The organism is Candidatus Hydrogenedentota bacterium (assembly GCA_016791475.1).
Taxonomy (GTDB): Bacteria; Hydrogenedentota; Hydrogenedentia; order Hydrogenedentales; family JAEUWI01; genus JAEUWI01.
Genome location: JAEUWI010000015.1, coordinates 47011 through 62383, shown reverse-complemented (window position 1 = coordinate 62383; position 15373 = coordinate 47011). Strand labels below are relative to the sequence as shown.

The window sequence follows — 15373 nt, the reverse complement described above, 5'->3', positions numbered from 1 at the left end:
ACGTCCCCACGTCACGCCCAGCCAAGAATCCCAGTCGCCGCCGCAAATGCAAGAATCCCGCCCACCAACACTACACTGCACCCCGTCTTCGCCGCGTGCGCGAATTCTTCCGGGCATTCCTCGCGCAACTGCTTTTCCAGCGCGTCGATGACGTCCTTCGACTCCTTCAGCCCCAGCCCCGTCGCTTCCTTATACATCTTGATCGCCGCAATCTTTTGCCCGGCGAAGATGAAATCCGTCATCTTCTTCGCGTCTTCCTCGGGCATATTGCCCATTGATGGCCGGTGTGACTTTGGGGAAGTGGCGGGATTCTGGGGGAAGTCTGGATAATCCCGACGCAATTGCGCTTCCAGGTCGTCGATGAACTCTTTTGATTCCCTGAGCCCCATGCCTGTGATTTCTTTGTAGTGTTTGATCGCCTCGATTTTTTGCCCCGCGAGAATCAGGTCCGTCAACCTGCCGGTCTCTTCATGCGATAGTTCGTTCATCGGTTAACTCCGTTCACGTTTGAGCAATGTCTGCACCATCCTATCATCTTCAAACAGCGCGGGAATCCTGTCCGCGCTCAGCGTTTCGCCTTCCGGCAGCAGGCCCACGCGCCAGGCGGCTTCGCCGAGCACACTGGCGGCGCTTCGGCCTTCGGCGCGATAGTCTCGAAGGCCTTTCGCGAAGTCCCGCTTGCTCAGCTTGGCTCCGTCGGGCGCGGTGATGAGGGGGTGGTGCAGAAATGCCGGCGGCGCCTCACGGCCCAGCAATCCGCCCAGCAGCACCTGACGCCCCGTGGAGTCGAGCAGGTCTTCGCCGCGGATCACCAGATTGACGCCGTGCTCCAAATCGTCAACCACCACCGCAAAGTGATAGGTCCAGCAGCCATGGCGATCTTTCAAGAGTAGATCGCCGCACTGGCGGGACGGCGTCTGTCGCAGGGCGCCCATGCGGACATCCTCTACGACGACGGTTTCATCGTCCAGCCGCAGACGTGTTCCACCCTCCACATCCGGTCGGTATCCGGCGTCGCGGCAATGTCCATCGTAGCATAGCTCGGCCCCCTGGGGGCCGGTGCGTGCGAGGATGGCCGCGCGGGAGCAGGTACAGGTGTAAACCAGGCCTCGGGCCGCGAGTGACTCGAGGGCGGTCTGGTAGCGTGCGACGTTATCCGACTGGCGATAGGACGAGGGGCGTCGCTGTAGCGAATCGAGGCTATCACCATCCGGCGTGAGGCCCAGCCAGGCGAGATCGTCGTGGATGGCGGCTTCATAGGCGGGTCGGCAGCGTCCCCGGTCGTGGTCCTCCAGGCGGAGGATAACGCGACCGTCCAGGGCGCGAGCAAGGCCCCAGACATAGATGGCGTTGACCAGATGGCCGAGGTGAAGGTATCCCGTCGGGCTCGGGGCGAAGCGCGTGACCCACGGGGCAGGAGCTTCATTGTGATCTGGCAAATATCGTGTCACTCACTCGCTTTCTGAATGGGGCACACGACCGCTGATTGAAAGGGCACGCGCAGGCTGGGAGCGTCGGCATCCCTGCCGGCATTTTGTATCCAAGTTTTCAAGCTGCCTTGGCTCCAGTCGCGCTATGGGGCACTTTTTTGATGCCCGCCAGTCTAAATCGCACCTACGGCCCATTGCCGGCGGGGATGCCAGCGCTCCCAACTTGCGCGATTCCTTTGTAATTCAGTGGGCCGATGTTCCTTTGGGAGGTCAATCTGCCCCCTCTACTCTACAGCGCTTTCTCCTCCGCCGCAAGCGGTGGCAATTCGTGACCGGTACTGGTATTGTTAGGGGCTTGTGTGAGCGCAGTGGCGCGCTTCGGCGCGGAGGCAAGAGGTCGAGACCCGGCACGTGGTGGGTCCAAGATGGGAGAGTTGTGTATGGCGAGCATTCGGGAAGCGGGAGCGGTACATCCGGGTATTCAATGGGGGCCCTTCACGGCGCGGATTCCGTTTATCCACACGCGCGTGGAGTGGCCCGATCTCCTTCAGGGAATCTTTGTCGCCGGAGCGACGGGCCTGGCCACGGTGCCGATCCTGACGAATTTCATGGGGCTGACCTTTGAGGAGGCGGTCGCGTGCATGTTTATTCAGTCGCTGCTCCTTTGCACCGCGCCGATTTTGTTTGGCGAGCCCTACGCGCCGGGCATGATCACGCCGGCACTGCCCTTGATGCTGCTGGCCATCGGCAGCCCCGACATGACGCCGGAGCAGCGTATTCATTTCATGACGGCGGCGGCGATGAACCTTTCGGTGATCCTGTTTGTCCTGGGTATCACGGGGCTGGGGAGCCGCTTTATCGCGTGGATTCCGGATGCCCTGAAGGGCGGCATTATTCTAGGTGCGGCCATCGCCGCGCTCAAGCGCGTGTTTCTGGACGACGCCGAGAAGTATCTCTTCGTGCAACCGGTCACCACCATTGCCGCGCTGGTGGTCTGTATGCTGCTGATTTTTTCGGAGCCACTCCAGGGCTACAAGAAGAAATTTCGCTGGGTGGCCCTGCTGGCGAGTCTGGGGCTGCTTCCCGGCTTCCTGACGGCGGCCATCATCGGGCCGCTGACGGGTTTGTTTCCGGAGGGTCCGGCGGAAATTGTTTACGATATCCAGTGGGGCTTTCTCGCGCTGCCCTTTGGAGATATGTTTGCGAAGATGTCGCCCTTCTCCATCGGTTTTCCCGAGCCCGCGGTGTTTCTTCAGGCGCTGCCCCTGGCCCTGATGAGCTACGTGATTTTGTTTGGCGATATTATAACCGGCACGGAGATCATTCTTGCGGCGGAGAAGGCCCGGCCGGACGAGAAGATCGACATCAACACGAACCGCAGCCATATCTCCATCGCCATTCGCAACGCCCTCCAGTCGCTTACCGCGCCCTTCTTCCCGTATCAGGGTGCCCTGTGGACGGGGGTGCAGGTGGTTATCGTTCAGCGCTGGGCCGATGGCCGCAAGTCCATGGACTCCATTTTCAGCGGCATTCACTCCTACTACGTCTTTGGCGTGCCGATTCTCTGGTTTTTTCTGCCCATGGTGACCGCATTGAAACCGTTGATGGGTGTGGCCCTGTCGCTGACCCTGGTGTTGACCGGTTTTGCCTGTGCCTTTGTGGCCATGGCGATACCCCGGACGACCATAGAGCGGGGGGTGGTGTTGTTTACCGCCGTGGCGCTGGCAATCTTCAATCCGTGGGTCGGCATGCTCATCGGTATCGCCGCCACGGTGCTGCTGGTGGGGACGGCCGCGCATCATGCGCCGGACGACGAGATTCCGCTCTGAAAAGGGCGGTGGTCGGTTTGACTGGCCGCCGCGCATCTGCTACACTACCGGCTGTTGTAACCCGGTGTACGGGTTATCCAAGTAGGGACGCCGGTCCCTCACCTCGCGGCGGCGTATGCCAGCCAGCCGGGTTAGTATGCAGCAAGAATTGATGCTGCCCGAAATGGGTACGTTCCAAATCGGCAAAGGACTGGCTCCTTTGCCGATTTTTTATTGTGTGGCCCCCGGAGCCGGGGTCCGATGCCGGATTCAGGCCCAACGTAACCCGGGGCACGTCCCAGAGGAGGTTATACTCATAGCCAGGCCGCCAATCAAGCGAGAAGAAGATAAGGTCCGCATTAATGAACAGATTCGCGCCCGCCAGGTGCGCGTGGTGGACGACGAAGGCAACCAGCTCGGCATCATGTCGTCGCCGGACGCGCTTCGGGAGGCCGTGACCAGGGAACTGGATCTGGTGGAAGTCGCCCCGCTCGCGGTGCCGCCCGTTTGCCGGATTATGGACTACGGTAAGTTCCGGTACGAGCAGAAGCGGCGCGCGCGCGAATCACGCAAGAACCAGCACACGGTCACGGTGAAGGAAATCAAGTTCCGGCCCAAAATCGACAAGCACGATTTTGAGTACAAGAAACAGCACGTGCGCGAGTTCCTCGAAGAGGGGAACAAAGTGAAGATCACGGTGATGTTTCGCGGACGCGAGATGGCCCACCCCGAGTTTGGCCGTGAAATTCTCGTCAAGGTCGTGGAAGAGACGGCGGATTTGTGCACCGGGGAATACAACCCGGCGGCAACCCGCCTCGAGGGGCGCAACATGAGCATCGTGCTGCAGCCCTCCAAGGCTGCGAAGTAGACGGGAAGCGTGGTTTTGGGAACAGGCGAAGTCCTGGGAAGTATTTCTCCGGATGGCGCGTTTCCCTTGTTTTGTTCAGGCGGCCCCGAGGCGCCCGAAAGCAGGATGTCGGTGTGATTCAACCCCGGCATCGGCTGTGAGTATCAACTTTTTCGTTACCCCTTATGGAGGGAAAGTCAATGCCCAAGATTAAGACCAACCGCGCCGCCGCCAAGCGTTTCAAGAAGACGAAGAACGGCAAGATTGTATCCCACAAGCAGGGCGCGCGTCACCTGATGAACGGGAAGTCCGCCAAGGTTCGCCGCGCGCTGCGGAAGATCACCGAGGTCGCTTCCACCGAATTGAAGCGCGTCAAGGCGATGCTCCCCTACCTCTAAGCAGGGATTGCAGGCCAGAATCAGTCGTCACCCAGAACCGCGCCGCCGCGATAGAACGCCTCCGTGCGTGCGGGTCGAGCCAAAAGATTGAAAAACATGCCCCTTCCGCTATGCGCCGGGCGCGTGTTTAGAGAAAGGAACTTACCATGCCAAGATCTACAAACGGTCCCGCATCCCGCCAGCGCCGCAAGAAAGTATTACAGGAAGCCTCCGGCTACCGCGGAAGTCATCACCGCCTCATTAAGACCGCCATCCAGGCCGTCGAGCACGCCGGCGTATATTCCTACCGCGACCGCAAGGTACGGAAGCGCGAGTTCCGCAAACTGTGGATCGCCCGCATCAATGCAGGCGCCCGCGCCAACGGCATCACCTACAGCCGCTTCATCAGCGGGCTGAAGATCGCCAACATCGACCTCGACCGCAAGGTCCTCGCCGATCTGGCGGTCCACGACGAAGCCGCCTTCGCGCAGCTCTGCGAGACCGTCAAAGCGTCGATGGAAGCCGCTTCCTGATGCGCATTGTTCCCGCGGTCGATATCCGTGGCGGACTCTGTGTCAACCTGGTTCAGGGTGACTACGATCAGGAGACCGTCTTTTCCGAGAATCCCGTCGCCCAGGCCCAGACCTGGTGGGACGCTCTCGGTGAAGGGCTGATCCATATCGTCGATCTGGACGGCGCCAAAGCGGGTCGCTGTTGTGTGGAGTCCGAGCTTCGGGCGCTCAAGGCGGCGGGCATCCCCTATGAAGTTGGCGGGGGCATCCGCAACCGCGAGACGATCGAGGCGATTCTTGAGGCCGGTGCGAGCCGGGTCATACTTGGTACGGCGGCCTATCGCGATCCGGCGCTCCTGCGGGAGGCCTGCGAAGCGCACCCCGGAAAGATCGCCGTGGGTATTGACGCGCGCGCGGGCAAGCTCTCGCTGAGCGGCTGGCTGGAAGACACGGAGCGCGACGCAATTGCCTTTGCCCGCGAGGTCGAGGCCGCCGGCGCCGCTCGGATTATTTATACCGACATTTTGAGTGACGGCATGATGAAGGGGCCCAATATCGAGGCGACTCGAGAGCTGGCTCTGGCCATTTCCATCCCGGTGACCATTTCCGGCGGAATGTCCAGCCTGGACGACGTTCGCGCAATCCGCCCGTTGGAGAGCGATGGGATCGATGAGGTCATCATCGGTCGCGCACTCTATCTGGAGAAGTTCAGTGTCCAGGAAGCGGTCGCAACCGCCGCCGCGTAACGCTGAACCAGAATGTGTTTTGTAGAGGGCTCCAGCCGCGTTGCTGGGGCCCTTTCTTGTTGGCCCTCCCCCGCGCTTGTAACACCCCCCGGGGATTTGTAGACTGTAGCAACGCGTCGTGCGAAGCCCGGGTGTACCGCGCGGCCGCCCTGTCGCGTGAATCATCGGAAGGAATCGAAGGATGAAGACCATTCTGGCCGCCATAGATTTTTCAGACGTCACCGAAGGTCTCGTGGACAGGGCCGGGGAGATGGCCCGCGCCTGCGGTGCGACCCTCTATCTCCTTCATGTCGAGCCTCCTGAGCCCGATTTCGTCGGCTACGGCGCGGGACCGCAGCATGTTCGCGATCAGGTGGCCCGGGACGCGGTCCAGCACTTCAAGGAGGAGAACAGCCTGTGCGGAAAACTTCGCGAAGAGGGCATTGATGCCCACGGACGTGTGCTTCAAGGGCCCGTCGTCGAAAAGATTCTGGAAGAGGCGGGCAAGCTTGGCGCGGACCTCATTGTCGTAGGCTCTCACGGCCACGGCGCGGTCTACAACCTGCTGGTGGGCAGCGTGAGCGAGGGGGTCTTGTCCCGCGCCACCTGTCCGGTTCTGGTGGTTCCCGCGCGGCGGAGTTAAGCCGCCCCGCACAGCGATTGATTGATGAAGTTGGTTTTGTTATGATGGCTATACAAAAGTATTGTTCGTATATCGCTCTGCCGATCCAGCAGGAACCCGCCATGAATTCAGCCTTCTCCAGATATCTCTTCCTGCTGTTAGCGTCCTTTCTTGGCTTTGCCAGCGGGTGTGCGACAACCGGCGGACCTCACGGTTCCCGCGATCCCGGGGACTCTCCGCCCGAAGTAAAGCCAGAACAGATGATCGTGTTAGGTGCGGACAATGCGGTTGTGACGTGGGACGATCTTGTGGCGCGGGCGGGCGCGGCCGATATCGTTGTGCTGGCGGAGCAACACGACGATCCGCAGGCGCACCGTTTCCAGGCGGCCCTCAGCGGGATCCTGGCGGCGCGGGGCCGGGTGGCCGTGTGCATGGAAATGTTTGAGCGGGACGAGCAGGCGCTGGTGGACGCCTACCTGGCGGGCCGTATCTCCCAGAAGACTCTGGTGGACATTACCGAGTCGAGAGACTGGGGGGCCAAGGGCAAGTGGGACGAGTTTTACCAGCCCATTGTGGACGCGGCCAGAGAAAATGGGTCTCCTGTAATTGCGGCCAATGCCCCCCGGCGATTCACACGTCTCGGGCGCCTGGAGAGTTTCGATGCGCTTGCGACTTTCGCAGAGGCTTACCCGGAACAGTTCGTGGTGCCCGCCCCAATCGAGCAATCGGCCTATTATGAGCGATTCAAGGCGACGATGAGTCACCACAGCGCGCCGCCGGCCAAAGGGCAGGGGGGGAACGCGCACACCATGCCCGAGTTTACCGAAGAACAACTCGCGGGCATGTTCCGGGCGCAGCAGGTGTGGGATGCGACCATGGCGGACTCGGTGGTCAAGGCGTGGCGCACCCATGGCAGGGCGATGTTGATGGTGGGCCAGTTCCACACGGATCACGGCGGCGGGCTCCTCCTGCGGATGAAGGCGGCGGCGCCGGAGGCAAAGATTCTCACCATCAGCCTGGATAAGGCGGAGTCGACCACCTTGAGGGAGGGGGACAGTGGCCGGGCGGATCTTGTGGTGTATCGGCCTCCAGCGGGTAAGTGACGCACGGTCCTCGTGTTTTTTTGTTGACAGATCGTACCCTTCGGGCGTATTAAGGAATAGGCGTTCGCCTGTTTCATGTGGACGCTTTCGGCAGTAACGCACCGATCGAGGGGTCCGGCTTCTACGACGGCATCGAGACCCCTCTCAACCAGCACGAGGGCGTGTCATGGGTACGAATCGTTGGGGAATCTTATTTGGACGCGGTCTGGCCGCTTCTGTACTGTTCTTGATGGGCGGGGCTGTGGCCGAGGAGATGGCCCGAATTGAGGGCGTCCACTACAAGGATGGAAAACCGGCCCCGGGTGAGATCATTCTGAACTATCAGAAGTCCCACGATCTCAATGAAAAGGCCAATACCGTCCAGGCGGGCAGTGACGGGAAGTTTGTCTTCGAGTCTGTCCATCCGGAGGAGGTCACGGTGGGGCGCTTCGTGACCATCATTCAGAAGGTGAAAGAGAAAAGCACCACCGCCAGTATGACGAGCCACACGAAGACGTTATTCCCGAAGCCCGGCGAAACCCTGCAGGTCGAGATCGGCAAGGGCGGCCGAAAAATTGTCGGGAAAATGGCCGCCAAGGGCGAAACGGATATCGAGGTAGGCTGGCAGGGTGGGAGCAGTCGCTTCCTCCACAGCAATGTGAAGTGGCCGAACCCACCGGCGAATCTGGAGCGGGAGGAGATGCAGGCGTGGTGGGGGACTTTCCAGGAGTCGGATGAAGGAAAGGCCCTTCGGGCCGCGGCGACGATGATTGTCGCGGATGTGGAGGAGGACGGTCGTTTTTCCCTATCGGACGTGCCACCGGGAGACTATGGCCTGTGGATTGAAGTGGGCGACGCAAACGCCACGGATTTCGGCATGGGCATCGGACAGGCGACCCGCCAGGTAATCGTACCCGAAGGCGATGGGGAGGAGCCGATTGATCTGGGTACCCTGGATGTCAAAATATACAAGCGTCTGAAGGTGGGCGACATTGCGCCATCCTTCGAGGTTTCCACGCTCGACGGAAAGTCGCTCAAGCTTTCGGATCTGGCGGGTAAGCATGTGTTGCTCGATTTCTGGGCCACCTGGTGCGGACCCTGTGTGGGTGAAATTCCCAATATGAAGGCGGTCTACGACGAGTTCAAGGATAACCCCGACTTTGCCATGGTCGCTTTGAGTCTTGATGGCGAGGCGGAAACGGTGAAGAAGTTCGTGGAGAAGGAGGGACTCGGGTGGTCCCAGGGTTTTCTGGGAGATTGGTCCAACGCGACCCTTCCCGACGACTATGGCGTGCGGGGGATTCCGCACATCATTCTCATAGGGCCCGATGGCAAGATTGCGGCCACGGATCTGCGGGGTGAAAGTATCAGACCCGCGGTCGCGAAAGCACTCGACAAGTAGCGGTGCTTAACTCATCTCTTCATGCATGGCCACGACAGCGTCGCGCACGGTTTCGGCCAGGACTTTGCGATCACCCTCCGCCTTGATCGGTGTGCCGAAGCGGACCGTGGCGTGGACGCCGTTGAAGCCGAGGAAGCGCATGACATGGGGCCCCATGGGCGTGCCGCGCCAGTAGGCGATGTCCTGGGTGACGTCGATGGCGGGATCGTCCGCGCGCCACTTGATGCACACGGGTACAATGTCCACGCCGCCGTCCAGTGCGGGCTGGAGCAAGGGGCCGCGGAAGGGAAGGATGACGTCTCCGCCGCCTGTGGTGCCTTCCAGGAAGACGCAGACGTTGTAGCCCTCCTGAATTCGCCGGGCGATGCTCTCGTTGGTTGCGGAGAGGCAACGGATATTGTCGCGATCCACGGTGAGGTTGCGCGAGAAGCGAAAGAGGCGGTTGAAGAGGGGCCAATTGAGCACGTCGGCCTTGGATACATACCACATGCGCGTGGCGGTGCTCAGGGCGCAAATGTCCGCATAGGTGATGTGGTTCGGCGCGATGAAGGAGCCTTTTTCGGGTGGGGCGCCCTCCACGGTGACGGAGCGAATCCCGGCGGCGCGCCCCATGGCCGTGAGCCAGTCCTGGGTGCCCCGATAAAGCAGGCGCACACGGTCCGCCTCGCTACGGTAGCGAAACTGGCCGACATAGTAGGGGGGCACCACCCGCGCCGTCGCCAGCAACATGTTGGTTATACGCAGGAGGGTGCGCAGTCGGCTGGAATGGGCACGGGACACCGTTATTTCTTGCTCTTGGGTTTCTACCTTCACTTCCTGATTTTCCAGTTGCCTTGGCCAGGGCACTTGAGTATAGCGCGGCGACGAGCCGCGGGTGAAATCACGAAACGCTCAATCCGGTTCATGCGGATTCAACTTCAACCAATTTTCCAGTCGCCGCATGCCTTCGTCCATATTCACGGAAGGCCGATAGCCCAGGTCGCGCTTTGCTCCGGATATATTGAACCAGTGGGCGGTCGCCAGTTGGCGGGCGACGAAGCGGGTCATGATGGGTTCCTCGTCTTTGCCCATCGCTCCGTAGATTTTTTCCAGGGACGCGCCGACGAAGTAGGCCATGGCCGGAGGGACCCTCCGGGTGACGGGGGGCAGGCCGCCCGCCTTCAGAATTTTGTTGATGAGCGCACCCATGGGGATGGGCTCGTCGTTGGAAATGTAGTAGGCCTTGCCCGCGCATGCGGCCTCGGGGCTGAGGGTATCCAGCGCGCAAAGGTGCGCATCGGCGGCGTTGTCGATATACGTCGCATCGACACGGTTTTTTCCGCTACCCACGAGCTTGAGCTTACCCGCTCTTGCCCGCGCGATGACGCGAGGCACCAGGTGGTGATCGCCGGGTCCCCAGATGAGGTGGGGGCGCAACGCCACGGTGCTGAGGGTGCCGCCGTTCGCCGCGAGGACATCGCGCTCGGCCTGGGCCTTGGTTTCCGCGTAGTGGCAGAGGAAATTCTCCGCATAGGGCATGGACTCGTCCACGCCGTCTTCGTCCTCACCGGCGAAGGTCACGCTCGGCGTGCTGGTGTAGACCAGCTTCGGCACGGCGTGGGCCTTGCACGCGAGGATGACATTGCGCGTGCCGGTCACGTTCGCGTCGAAGTAGTCTTGGTAGTCGCCCCAGACGCCCGCCTTGGCCGCCGTGTGGATCACGGCGACACAGTCGGTGGTCGCGGCGGTCACCGCCTCCGCGTCGGAGAGATCCGCCTGGATGCATTCCACGCCTTTGGCTTCCAGCACGGGATACTTTCCGCGCGAAATACTGCGCACTTCGACGCCGCGCGCCAACAATTTGTCAATGATCGCGCCGCCGAGAAAGCCGCCGCCGCCCGTTACCAATACCTTCATCAAATCTTATCCTTGGCCCACTCGGCCAGTGCCTCACGGAAGATCTTTGCGTTGTGGCGCACGTCCACCGGAAAGCTGGGGTGAAACAGAAAATGGTGGATGGGGCGCGTAATATCGTGTTTTCCGCCGATCTCCTTGAGCGCCGCAAGCAGGGCTTCGTCGTCGAGGCCACCGGTGTTGCCGGATTTTTCCACACAAAGTATGGGGATAGTGATTCCGCCTTTCACCACGCCGACCAGCGCCGTGCGCTTTACCGCCGGGTGGGTATTGAAAATACGCTCCACGGGAATGGTGAACAGCGTGCCTTCCGGCGTCACAACGCGGTGGGCCTTGCGCCCGCACATCCAGAGGCGCCCTTTCTCATCGAAGTAGCCCACATCGCCCATGCGGTGATAGATGATGCCGAGGTCCGGGTGCTTGATTTTCGCGAGGTTGGTCGATTCGGGTCGGTTGAAATAGGCCTTGGTGACCACGGGTCCCGTGACGGTGATCTCGCCGATCTCGCCCTGCGCGCAGTGAAGCTTGTCCGACCAATGCTGGATGGGGTCGTCGGTGATCTGGATGATGGACACCTCCACGCCGCGCACGGAGCGGCCCACGCAGACGCCCGCGCCGTTGTCGGTGGCTTCGACCGTCTCGCTGAGCAGTTCGTTCGTGCCGATATAGGCCACGGGCAGGGCCTCCGTCGCACCATAGGACGGGAAAATCTCCACGCCGTCCGCCAGCAGCTTGCAGAAGCGCGCCAGGGACGGATTGGATGCGGGGGCACCTGCGGAGATGACCCGCTTCAAACTGGGCAGCAGGACGCCGTTCGCGATGCCGTGCTGCCCCACGAGCTCGATAAGCGCGGGGGAGGCGAAGAGATTCGTGGCCTGGTGATCGTGGATCGCGTCGCTGATATGCTGCGGATTTGATGCGGCGGGCTGGCTCGCGTCCATATCGGGGATAATCGCGGCCATGCCCAGCGGCGGGCCGAAAAGGGCAAAGAGGGGGAAAGTGGCCAGATCTTTTTCACCGGGGGTGATGCCATAGTTCTCACGCAGGATTTCGACCTGCGCGTTGAAGACTTCATGGGTGTACACCGCGCCCTTGGGCACGCCCGTGCTGCCGCTGGTGAAGAGGATCGCGGCGGTTTCATTGGGCTTCGGCTCCACGGGTGCGAAGGACTTGCTGTCCTTCAGCGTGATGCCGTCCAGGGTGTAGCCGCCCCAGGTGAGCTTGCGACCCACGGTCACCAGGGTCTTGATGGTTGGCTTGCCCCAACCGAGTAATTGCCGGGCCGCATGGGCCTTGGGAATGCCGATGAAAGCCGCCGGCTCCGCTTCGGCCAGGCAGGTCTTGAGATTCTTCATGCCCATGCCGGGATCGACCAGCACGGGAACCGCGCCCACTTTGAACAGGGCAAAGGTCAGCGCGAAAAATTCCAGGCTCGGCTTCACCATGAGCACCGTCCGCACGCCGCGCGAAATACCGATACGGTCCAGTCCGTGGGCGATGCGATCGCTCTGGTCGTCGAGCTGCTTCAGCGTGTATGAGGCATACTTGTGGCGGCCCGTGCTCCCACCGGGAAGCTGAACGCTTACCGCAAGGTGATCGGGATGGAGCGCGGCCATCCGCGGCAGATGGGCCGCGATGTTGCCCGGTAGGGTTGGTGTTTCGGTGGTCATGGTCTATTCCTCATGCGTTGCCCCGGATGGCGCCTGCTGTATTCCCTCATGATACCGCAAAGTGGCGTGTTCTATTCGAGGTTTGATGCGAAAGCGGGAGCACGGACTTTCCAGTCCGTGTAAGTTTCGTGTGCCTTTGGCACACGAAACGCGGGTAAGAAAACCCGCGCTCCCGCTTGGCGATGTCTACCTTGTCACGTCGGCAGACTTCGCGCCAGAAAGCGCTGTACAAGCCCAATCACCTCGTCCTTCGCATCTTCCAGAATATAATGCCCGCAATCGGTAAAGCGATGCACCTCGGCCTGGGGGAATTGGTCGGTCCAGAGTTTGAGAAAATGCTTGTCGAATACGAAATCGAGCAGACCCCAGCAGATGAGCATGGGACGGTCGGCGAATTGCTTCGCCTTCAGTTCCACCTCCGTCACGATGGGGTAGGCCGGGTCTTCGCCACGCAGGGGGATATCCTGCACGAAGCGGAGCGTGGCGATGCGGTTGTCCCACGAGTCGTAGGGCGCGCAATAGGCGTCGCGCAGTTCCTTCGGCATGGGATTGCGCTTGCAACCGACCCACGCCGCACCGCGGGCGAAAGCGTTGAAGCCGCGCACGAGGACGGTGCCCAACCAGGTGTTCCGGCAGATCCAGAGGCCCAATGGAAAGCGCTTTGTGTCGGGGAGGTGAAAGGCCGAAGTGTTCAACACCACGATCTGCTTCACCCGCTCCGGATGGCGCGTGGCCCAGGCCATGCCGATCATGCCGCCCCAATCGTGGACGACAAGCGTGACGTTCTTCGTGACATCCAGATGATCGAGGAGCGCCTCCAGGTCATCCACGCGGTTCTTGAGCGTGTAGGTGTACTGGTCATCGCCCGGCTTATCCGACAACCCGCAGCCAATGTGGTCCGGCGCGATGCAGCGGTATTGGCCCTTCAGCGCGTCGATGAGGTTGCGGTAATAAAAGGACCACGACGGATTGCCGTGGACCATGACCACGGGATCGCCCTGGCCTTCGTCGACATAGTTGTATTTGAGGCCGTTGCGGTTGATGTGTTTTGGTTTGAAGGGGAAATTCTGAACGGACATCTAGTTTTCAATCCACAGGTGAACAATCACCGAAGTATTTGGAAGAAAAATTCAACCACGAATGGACACGAAAATACACGAATAAGAGGGTTTTTCTCTCGCAGCACCTATTGGCTTCACAGCACCAACCGTTCCCATTCGAGTTCTGCATATCGGAAATTGATTATGAGCCCGACGCGGCAGCGAGCGGTTCGCATGTAGTTCAAAATCTGTCCGCGCTCGCGGTCGGTAATTCTGTCGATTACTTTTGTGTCGATAATGATATCGCCATAGGCTATGAGATCGGGAATGTAGATTCCCACGGGTACTTCCTTATACACGATTTCGAATTTCGGCTGCTGTTGAAACGGAATGCCACGGAGTCCGAACTCAACGACTAATGCATTTTCATAAGGCTTCTCGTGGTAGCCATGCCCTACGGAGTTAATCACCTCCATCGCACAACCAATTATTTCGTAAACTTCCTTTCCACGAACTATCTTGCCGGATTCGCTCATACCATTTGCCCTCCTATTTTCCTTTATTCGCATTTGCTTCGGTTGCTTGAACCGCAGGGAAATCGCTGGCTTGGCGTCGTGTCGTCGATGCTCTTATTCGTGTGAATTCGTGTCCATTTGTGGTTGGTCTCTTCGATACTACCAGCGCAGTCCCAGCATCATGCAGTTCAAACCACTGCCAATTCCCAGAAAGGCCACCCGGTCTCCCGCGACCAAATGCCCGCGCTCGCTTGCAATCGCCGCCGTGATGGGCAATGACACCGTCCCCATGTTGCCGAGGTAGCCGAAGGTCGCGAAGTCTTTCTGCGGCGCGATCTGTATCGACTTCAGGATTGCGTCTTTGTTCGCATGGCCCACCTGGTGGCAGATCACCTTGTCCACTTCATTGCGGGTCCAGCCCATCTCCGCCAGCAGCGCCTCCCACGTCGCCAGTCCTAGCGACACGCCATGCTTCAAAACCGAAACCGCGTCCGTACTCATGAATTGCCTGCGCAGGGGACCGTCCACGCGCTCCAGGCCCCAGGTGCAGAGACCGTGGTGCTCCGGCGCGGCGAGGGCCACGCCACCAAGGACTTGGTGTTGCTCTTCCTCTGGGCGGAACGATCCATCGGTCACCAGCACCGCCACCGCGCCCGAACCACCGGTCATGGTGGCCAGGCATTCGATGTAATAGGGCATGGTGGGGTTCGCGAGCATTTTCTGTATGGTCTCTTCGACAATATCCCGGGCCGTTTCCGCCGACACCACAAGCCCCGCGCGGATCTGGCCGAGCTCGATGCGGTTGGAGACGTCCATGATCCCGTTGATAACACCGAGGCATGCGTTACTGATGTCGAAAATGGCGGTATTGCCGCTGATGCCCAGCTCCGCCGCGACGCGACAGGCCGTCGCCGGCTCGAAGTTGTCGCGCCCGACGCCGCAATACACCACCGCGCCGATGTCGGCGGGTGTGACGGCGGATTGCGCGAGGGCTTTGCGCCCTGCGGCGATGGCGCCATCGCTCAGGGCATAGCCCGCAGGCCACCACCGGCGCTCGTGGATACCCGTGAGCGACTCCAATTGCCCGAAGGGGATGTGGAGCTTCTCATAGAGTGGCGCAAGCGACTCCTCGATTTCGTCGGAACTCACCACCACGGGCGCAAGCTCGTAGCCGATGGTGTCGATATAGGATTTGGTGTATTTCATGATACCTCAGGGACAGCGGCGCCACAGGTCTGCGGTCCGCGAATCAATCTACTGGTGATACATTTAAATTCGCACGAGGGCAAGAAATCGCAACCGGCGCGGCTGTCCTGTCGTGGCCCAGGCGCACGCTAAACAACAACAGCGCCCGCATACAGGGGCAATGTCGCGGATTGAGAACGTCTTTCGTGTCCCGTGCGCTTCCCTTACGACAGGACAGCCCCGGACGTTGTGGCTCACCGCGCTC

At 60.6% G+C, this 15373-nt stretch carries 16 protein-coding genes; 8 read left to right on the top strand and 8 right to left on the bottom strand.

Features of this window, described 5'->3' with window-relative positions; translation table 11 throughout:
• Positions 1-11: 11 nt before the first annotated feature.
• Both JNK74_10140 and JNK74_10135 read right to left on the bottom strand, forming a co-directional pair.
• Positions 12-488, bottom strand: coding sequence for a ribosomal protein L7/L12 (locus JNK74_10140; protein ID MBL7646535.1), 477 nt, complete (start codon positions 486-488; stop codon positions 12-14).
• Between the two features lie 3 nt (positions 489-491).
• Positions 492-1451, bottom strand: coding sequence for a tRNA glutamyl-Q(34) synthetase GluQRS (locus tag JNK74_10135; protein ID MBL7646534.1), 960 nt, complete (start codon positions 1449-1451; stop codon positions 492-494).
• A 419-nt stretch (positions 1452-1870) separates the two neighbouring features.
• Between JNK74_10135 and JNK74_10130 the strand changes: the two genes are divergently transcribed.
• The 8 genes from JNK74_10130 to JNK74_10095 all read left to right on the top strand — a co-directional run bounded on the left by JNK74_10130 (position 1871) and on the right by JNK74_10095 (position 8805).
• Entirely contained in the window at positions 1871-3259 is a 1389-nt protein-coding gene (locus tag JNK74_10130) for a hypothetical protein (GenBank protein MBL7646533.1), read from the top strand.
• Between the two features lie 163 nt (positions 3260-3422).
• Positions 3423-4106 (top strand): translation initiation factor IF-3, encoded by a 684-nt coding sequence (locus JNK74_10125; protein MBL7646532.1) that lies wholly within the window; start codon positions 3423-3425, stop codon positions 4104-4106.
• Between the two features lie 179 nt (positions 4107-4285).
• Positions 4286-4483, top strand: a complete 198-nt coding sequence (gene rpmI / locus JNK74_10120) for a 50S ribosomal protein L35 (GenBank protein MBL7646531.1) — start codon at positions 4286-4288, stop codon at positions 4481-4483.
• 146 nt (positions 4484-4629) lie between these two features.
• Entirely contained in the window at positions 4630-4995 is a 366-nt protein-coding gene (gene rplT, locus JNK74_10115) for a 50S ribosomal protein L20 (protein MBL7646530.1), read from the top strand.
• On the top strand, positions 4995-5720 hold the full coding sequence (locus tag JNK74_10110) for a 1-(5-phosphoribosyl)-5-[(5-phosphoribosylamino)methylideneamino] imidazole-4-carboxamide isomerase (GenBank protein ID MBL7646529.1): 726 nt from the start codon (positions 4995-4997) through the stop codon (positions 5718-5720). Before rplT ends, JNK74_10110 begins: the two co-directional genes overlap by 1 nt.
• A 181-nt stretch (positions 5721-5901) precedes the next feature.
• Positions 5902-6342, top strand: a complete 441-nt coding sequence (locus JNK74_10105; protein MBL7646528.1) for a universal stress protein — start codon at positions 5902-5904, stop codon at positions 6340-6342.
• A 239-nt stretch (positions 6343-6581) separates the two neighbouring features.
• Positions 6582-7424, top strand: a complete 843-nt coding sequence (locus tag JNK74_10100) for a ChaN family lipoprotein (GenBank protein MBL7646527.1) — start codon at positions 6582-6584, stop codon at positions 7422-7424.
• A gap of 166 nt (positions 7425-7590) precedes the next feature.
• On the top strand, positions 7591-8805 hold the full coding sequence (locus JNK74_10095; GenBank protein ID MBL7646526.1) for a TlpA family protein disulfide reductase: 1215 nt from the start codon (positions 7591-7593) through the stop codon (positions 8803-8805).
• Positions 8806-8811: 6 nt separating this feature from the next.
• Here JNK74_10095 and JNK74_10090 read toward each other — a convergent pair whose 3' ends face one another.
• The 6 genes from JNK74_10090 to JNK74_10065 form a co-directional block, all read right to left on the bottom strand.
• Positions 8812-9618: a 1-acyl-sn-glycerol-3-phosphate acyltransferase gene (locus JNK74_10090; protein ID MBL7646525.1), complete on the bottom strand. Its 807-nt coding sequence runs from the start codon at positions 9616-9618 to the stop codon at positions 8812-8814.
• A 78-nt stretch (positions 9619-9696) separates the two neighbouring features.
• Positions 9697-10701, bottom strand: a complete 1005-nt coding sequence (locus tag JNK74_10085) for an NAD-dependent epimerase/dehydratase family protein (protein MBL7646524.1) — start codon at positions 10699-10701, stop codon at positions 9697-9699.
• Positions 10701-12368, bottom strand: coding sequence for an AMP-binding protein (locus tag JNK74_10080; protein ID MBL7646523.1), 1668 nt, complete (start codon positions 12366-12368; stop codon positions 10701-10703). Before JNK74_10080 ends, JNK74_10085 begins: the two co-directional genes overlap by 1 nt.
• Before the next feature lie 194 nt (positions 12369-12562).
• Positions 12563-13447: an alpha/beta fold hydrolase gene (locus JNK74_10075; GenBank protein MBL7646522.1), complete on the bottom strand. Its 885-nt coding sequence runs from the start codon at positions 13445-13447 to the stop codon at positions 12563-12565.
• Between the two features lie 116 nt (positions 13448-13563).
• Positions 13564-13944: a GxxExxY protein gene (locus tag JNK74_10070; protein ID MBL7646521.1), complete on the bottom strand. Its 381-nt coding sequence runs from the start codon at positions 13942-13944 to the stop codon at positions 13564-13566.
• A 138-nt stretch (positions 13945-14082) separates the two neighbouring features.
• Positions 14083-15129 carry a 3-oxoacyl-ACP synthase III gene (locus tag JNK74_10065; protein ID MBL7646520.1) on the bottom strand — a complete coding sequence of 349 codons (1047 nt, stop codon included), beginning with the start codon at positions 15127-15129 and terminating at the stop codon, positions 14083-14085.
• Between the last annotated feature and the right edge of the window lie 244 nt (positions 15130-15373).

Bases quoted from the DNA above. Each gene is read 5' to 3' on its own strand.
- JNK74_10140 (MBL7646535.1), bottom strand. From the start codon at position 488: ATGAACGAACTATCGCATGAAGAGACCGGCAGGTTGACGGACCTGATT.
- JNK74_10130 (MBL7646533.1), top strand. From the start codon at position 1,871: ATGGCGAGCATTCGGGAAGCGGGAGCGGTACATCCGGGTATTCAATGG.
- JNK74_10125 (MBL7646532.1), top strand. From the start codon at position 3,423: ATGGGTACGTTCCAAATCGGCAAAGGACTGGCTCCTTTGCCGATTTTT.
- rpmI (MBL7646531.1), top strand. From the start codon at position 4,286: ATGCCCAAGATTAAGACCAACCGCGCCGCCGCCAAGCGTTTCAAGAAG.
- rplT (MBL7646530.1), top strand. From the start codon at position 4,630: ATGCCAAGATCTACAAACGGTCCCGCATCCCGCCAGCGCCGCAAGAAA.
- JNK74_10110 (MBL7646529.1), top strand. From the start codon at position 4,995: ATGCGCATTGTTCCCGCGGTCGATATCCGTGGCGGACTCTGTGTCAAC.
- JNK74_10105 (MBL7646528.1), top strand. From the start codon at position 5,902: ATGAAGACCATTCTGGCCGCCATAGATTTTTCAGACGTCACCGAAGGT.
- JNK74_10100 (MBL7646527.1), top strand. From the start codon at position 6,582: ATGATCGTGTTAGGTGCGGACAATGCGGTTGTGACGTGGGACGATCTT.
- JNK74_10095 (MBL7646526.1), top strand. From the start codon at position 7,591: ATGGGTACGAATCGTTGGGGAATCTTATTTGGACGCGGTCTGGCCGCT.
- JNK74_10085 (MBL7646524.1), bottom strand. From the start codon at position 10,701: ATGAAGGTATTGGTAACGGGCGGCGGCGGCTTTCTCGGCGGCGCGATC.
- JNK74_10080 (MBL7646523.1), bottom strand. From the start codon at position 12,368: ATGACCACCGAAACACCAACCCTACCGGGCAACATCGCGGCCCATCTG.
- JNK74_10075 (MBL7646522.1), bottom strand. From the start codon at position 13,447: ATGTCCGTTCAGAATTTCCCCTTCAAACCAAAACACATCAACCGCAAC.
- JNK74_10070 (MBL7646521.1), bottom strand. From the start codon at position 13,944: ATGAGCGAATCCGGCAAGATAGTTCGTGGAAAGGAAGTTTACGAAATA.
- JNK74_10065 (MBL7646520.1), bottom strand. From the start codon at position 15,129: ATGAAATACACCAAATCCTATATCGACACCATCGGCTACGAGCTTGCG.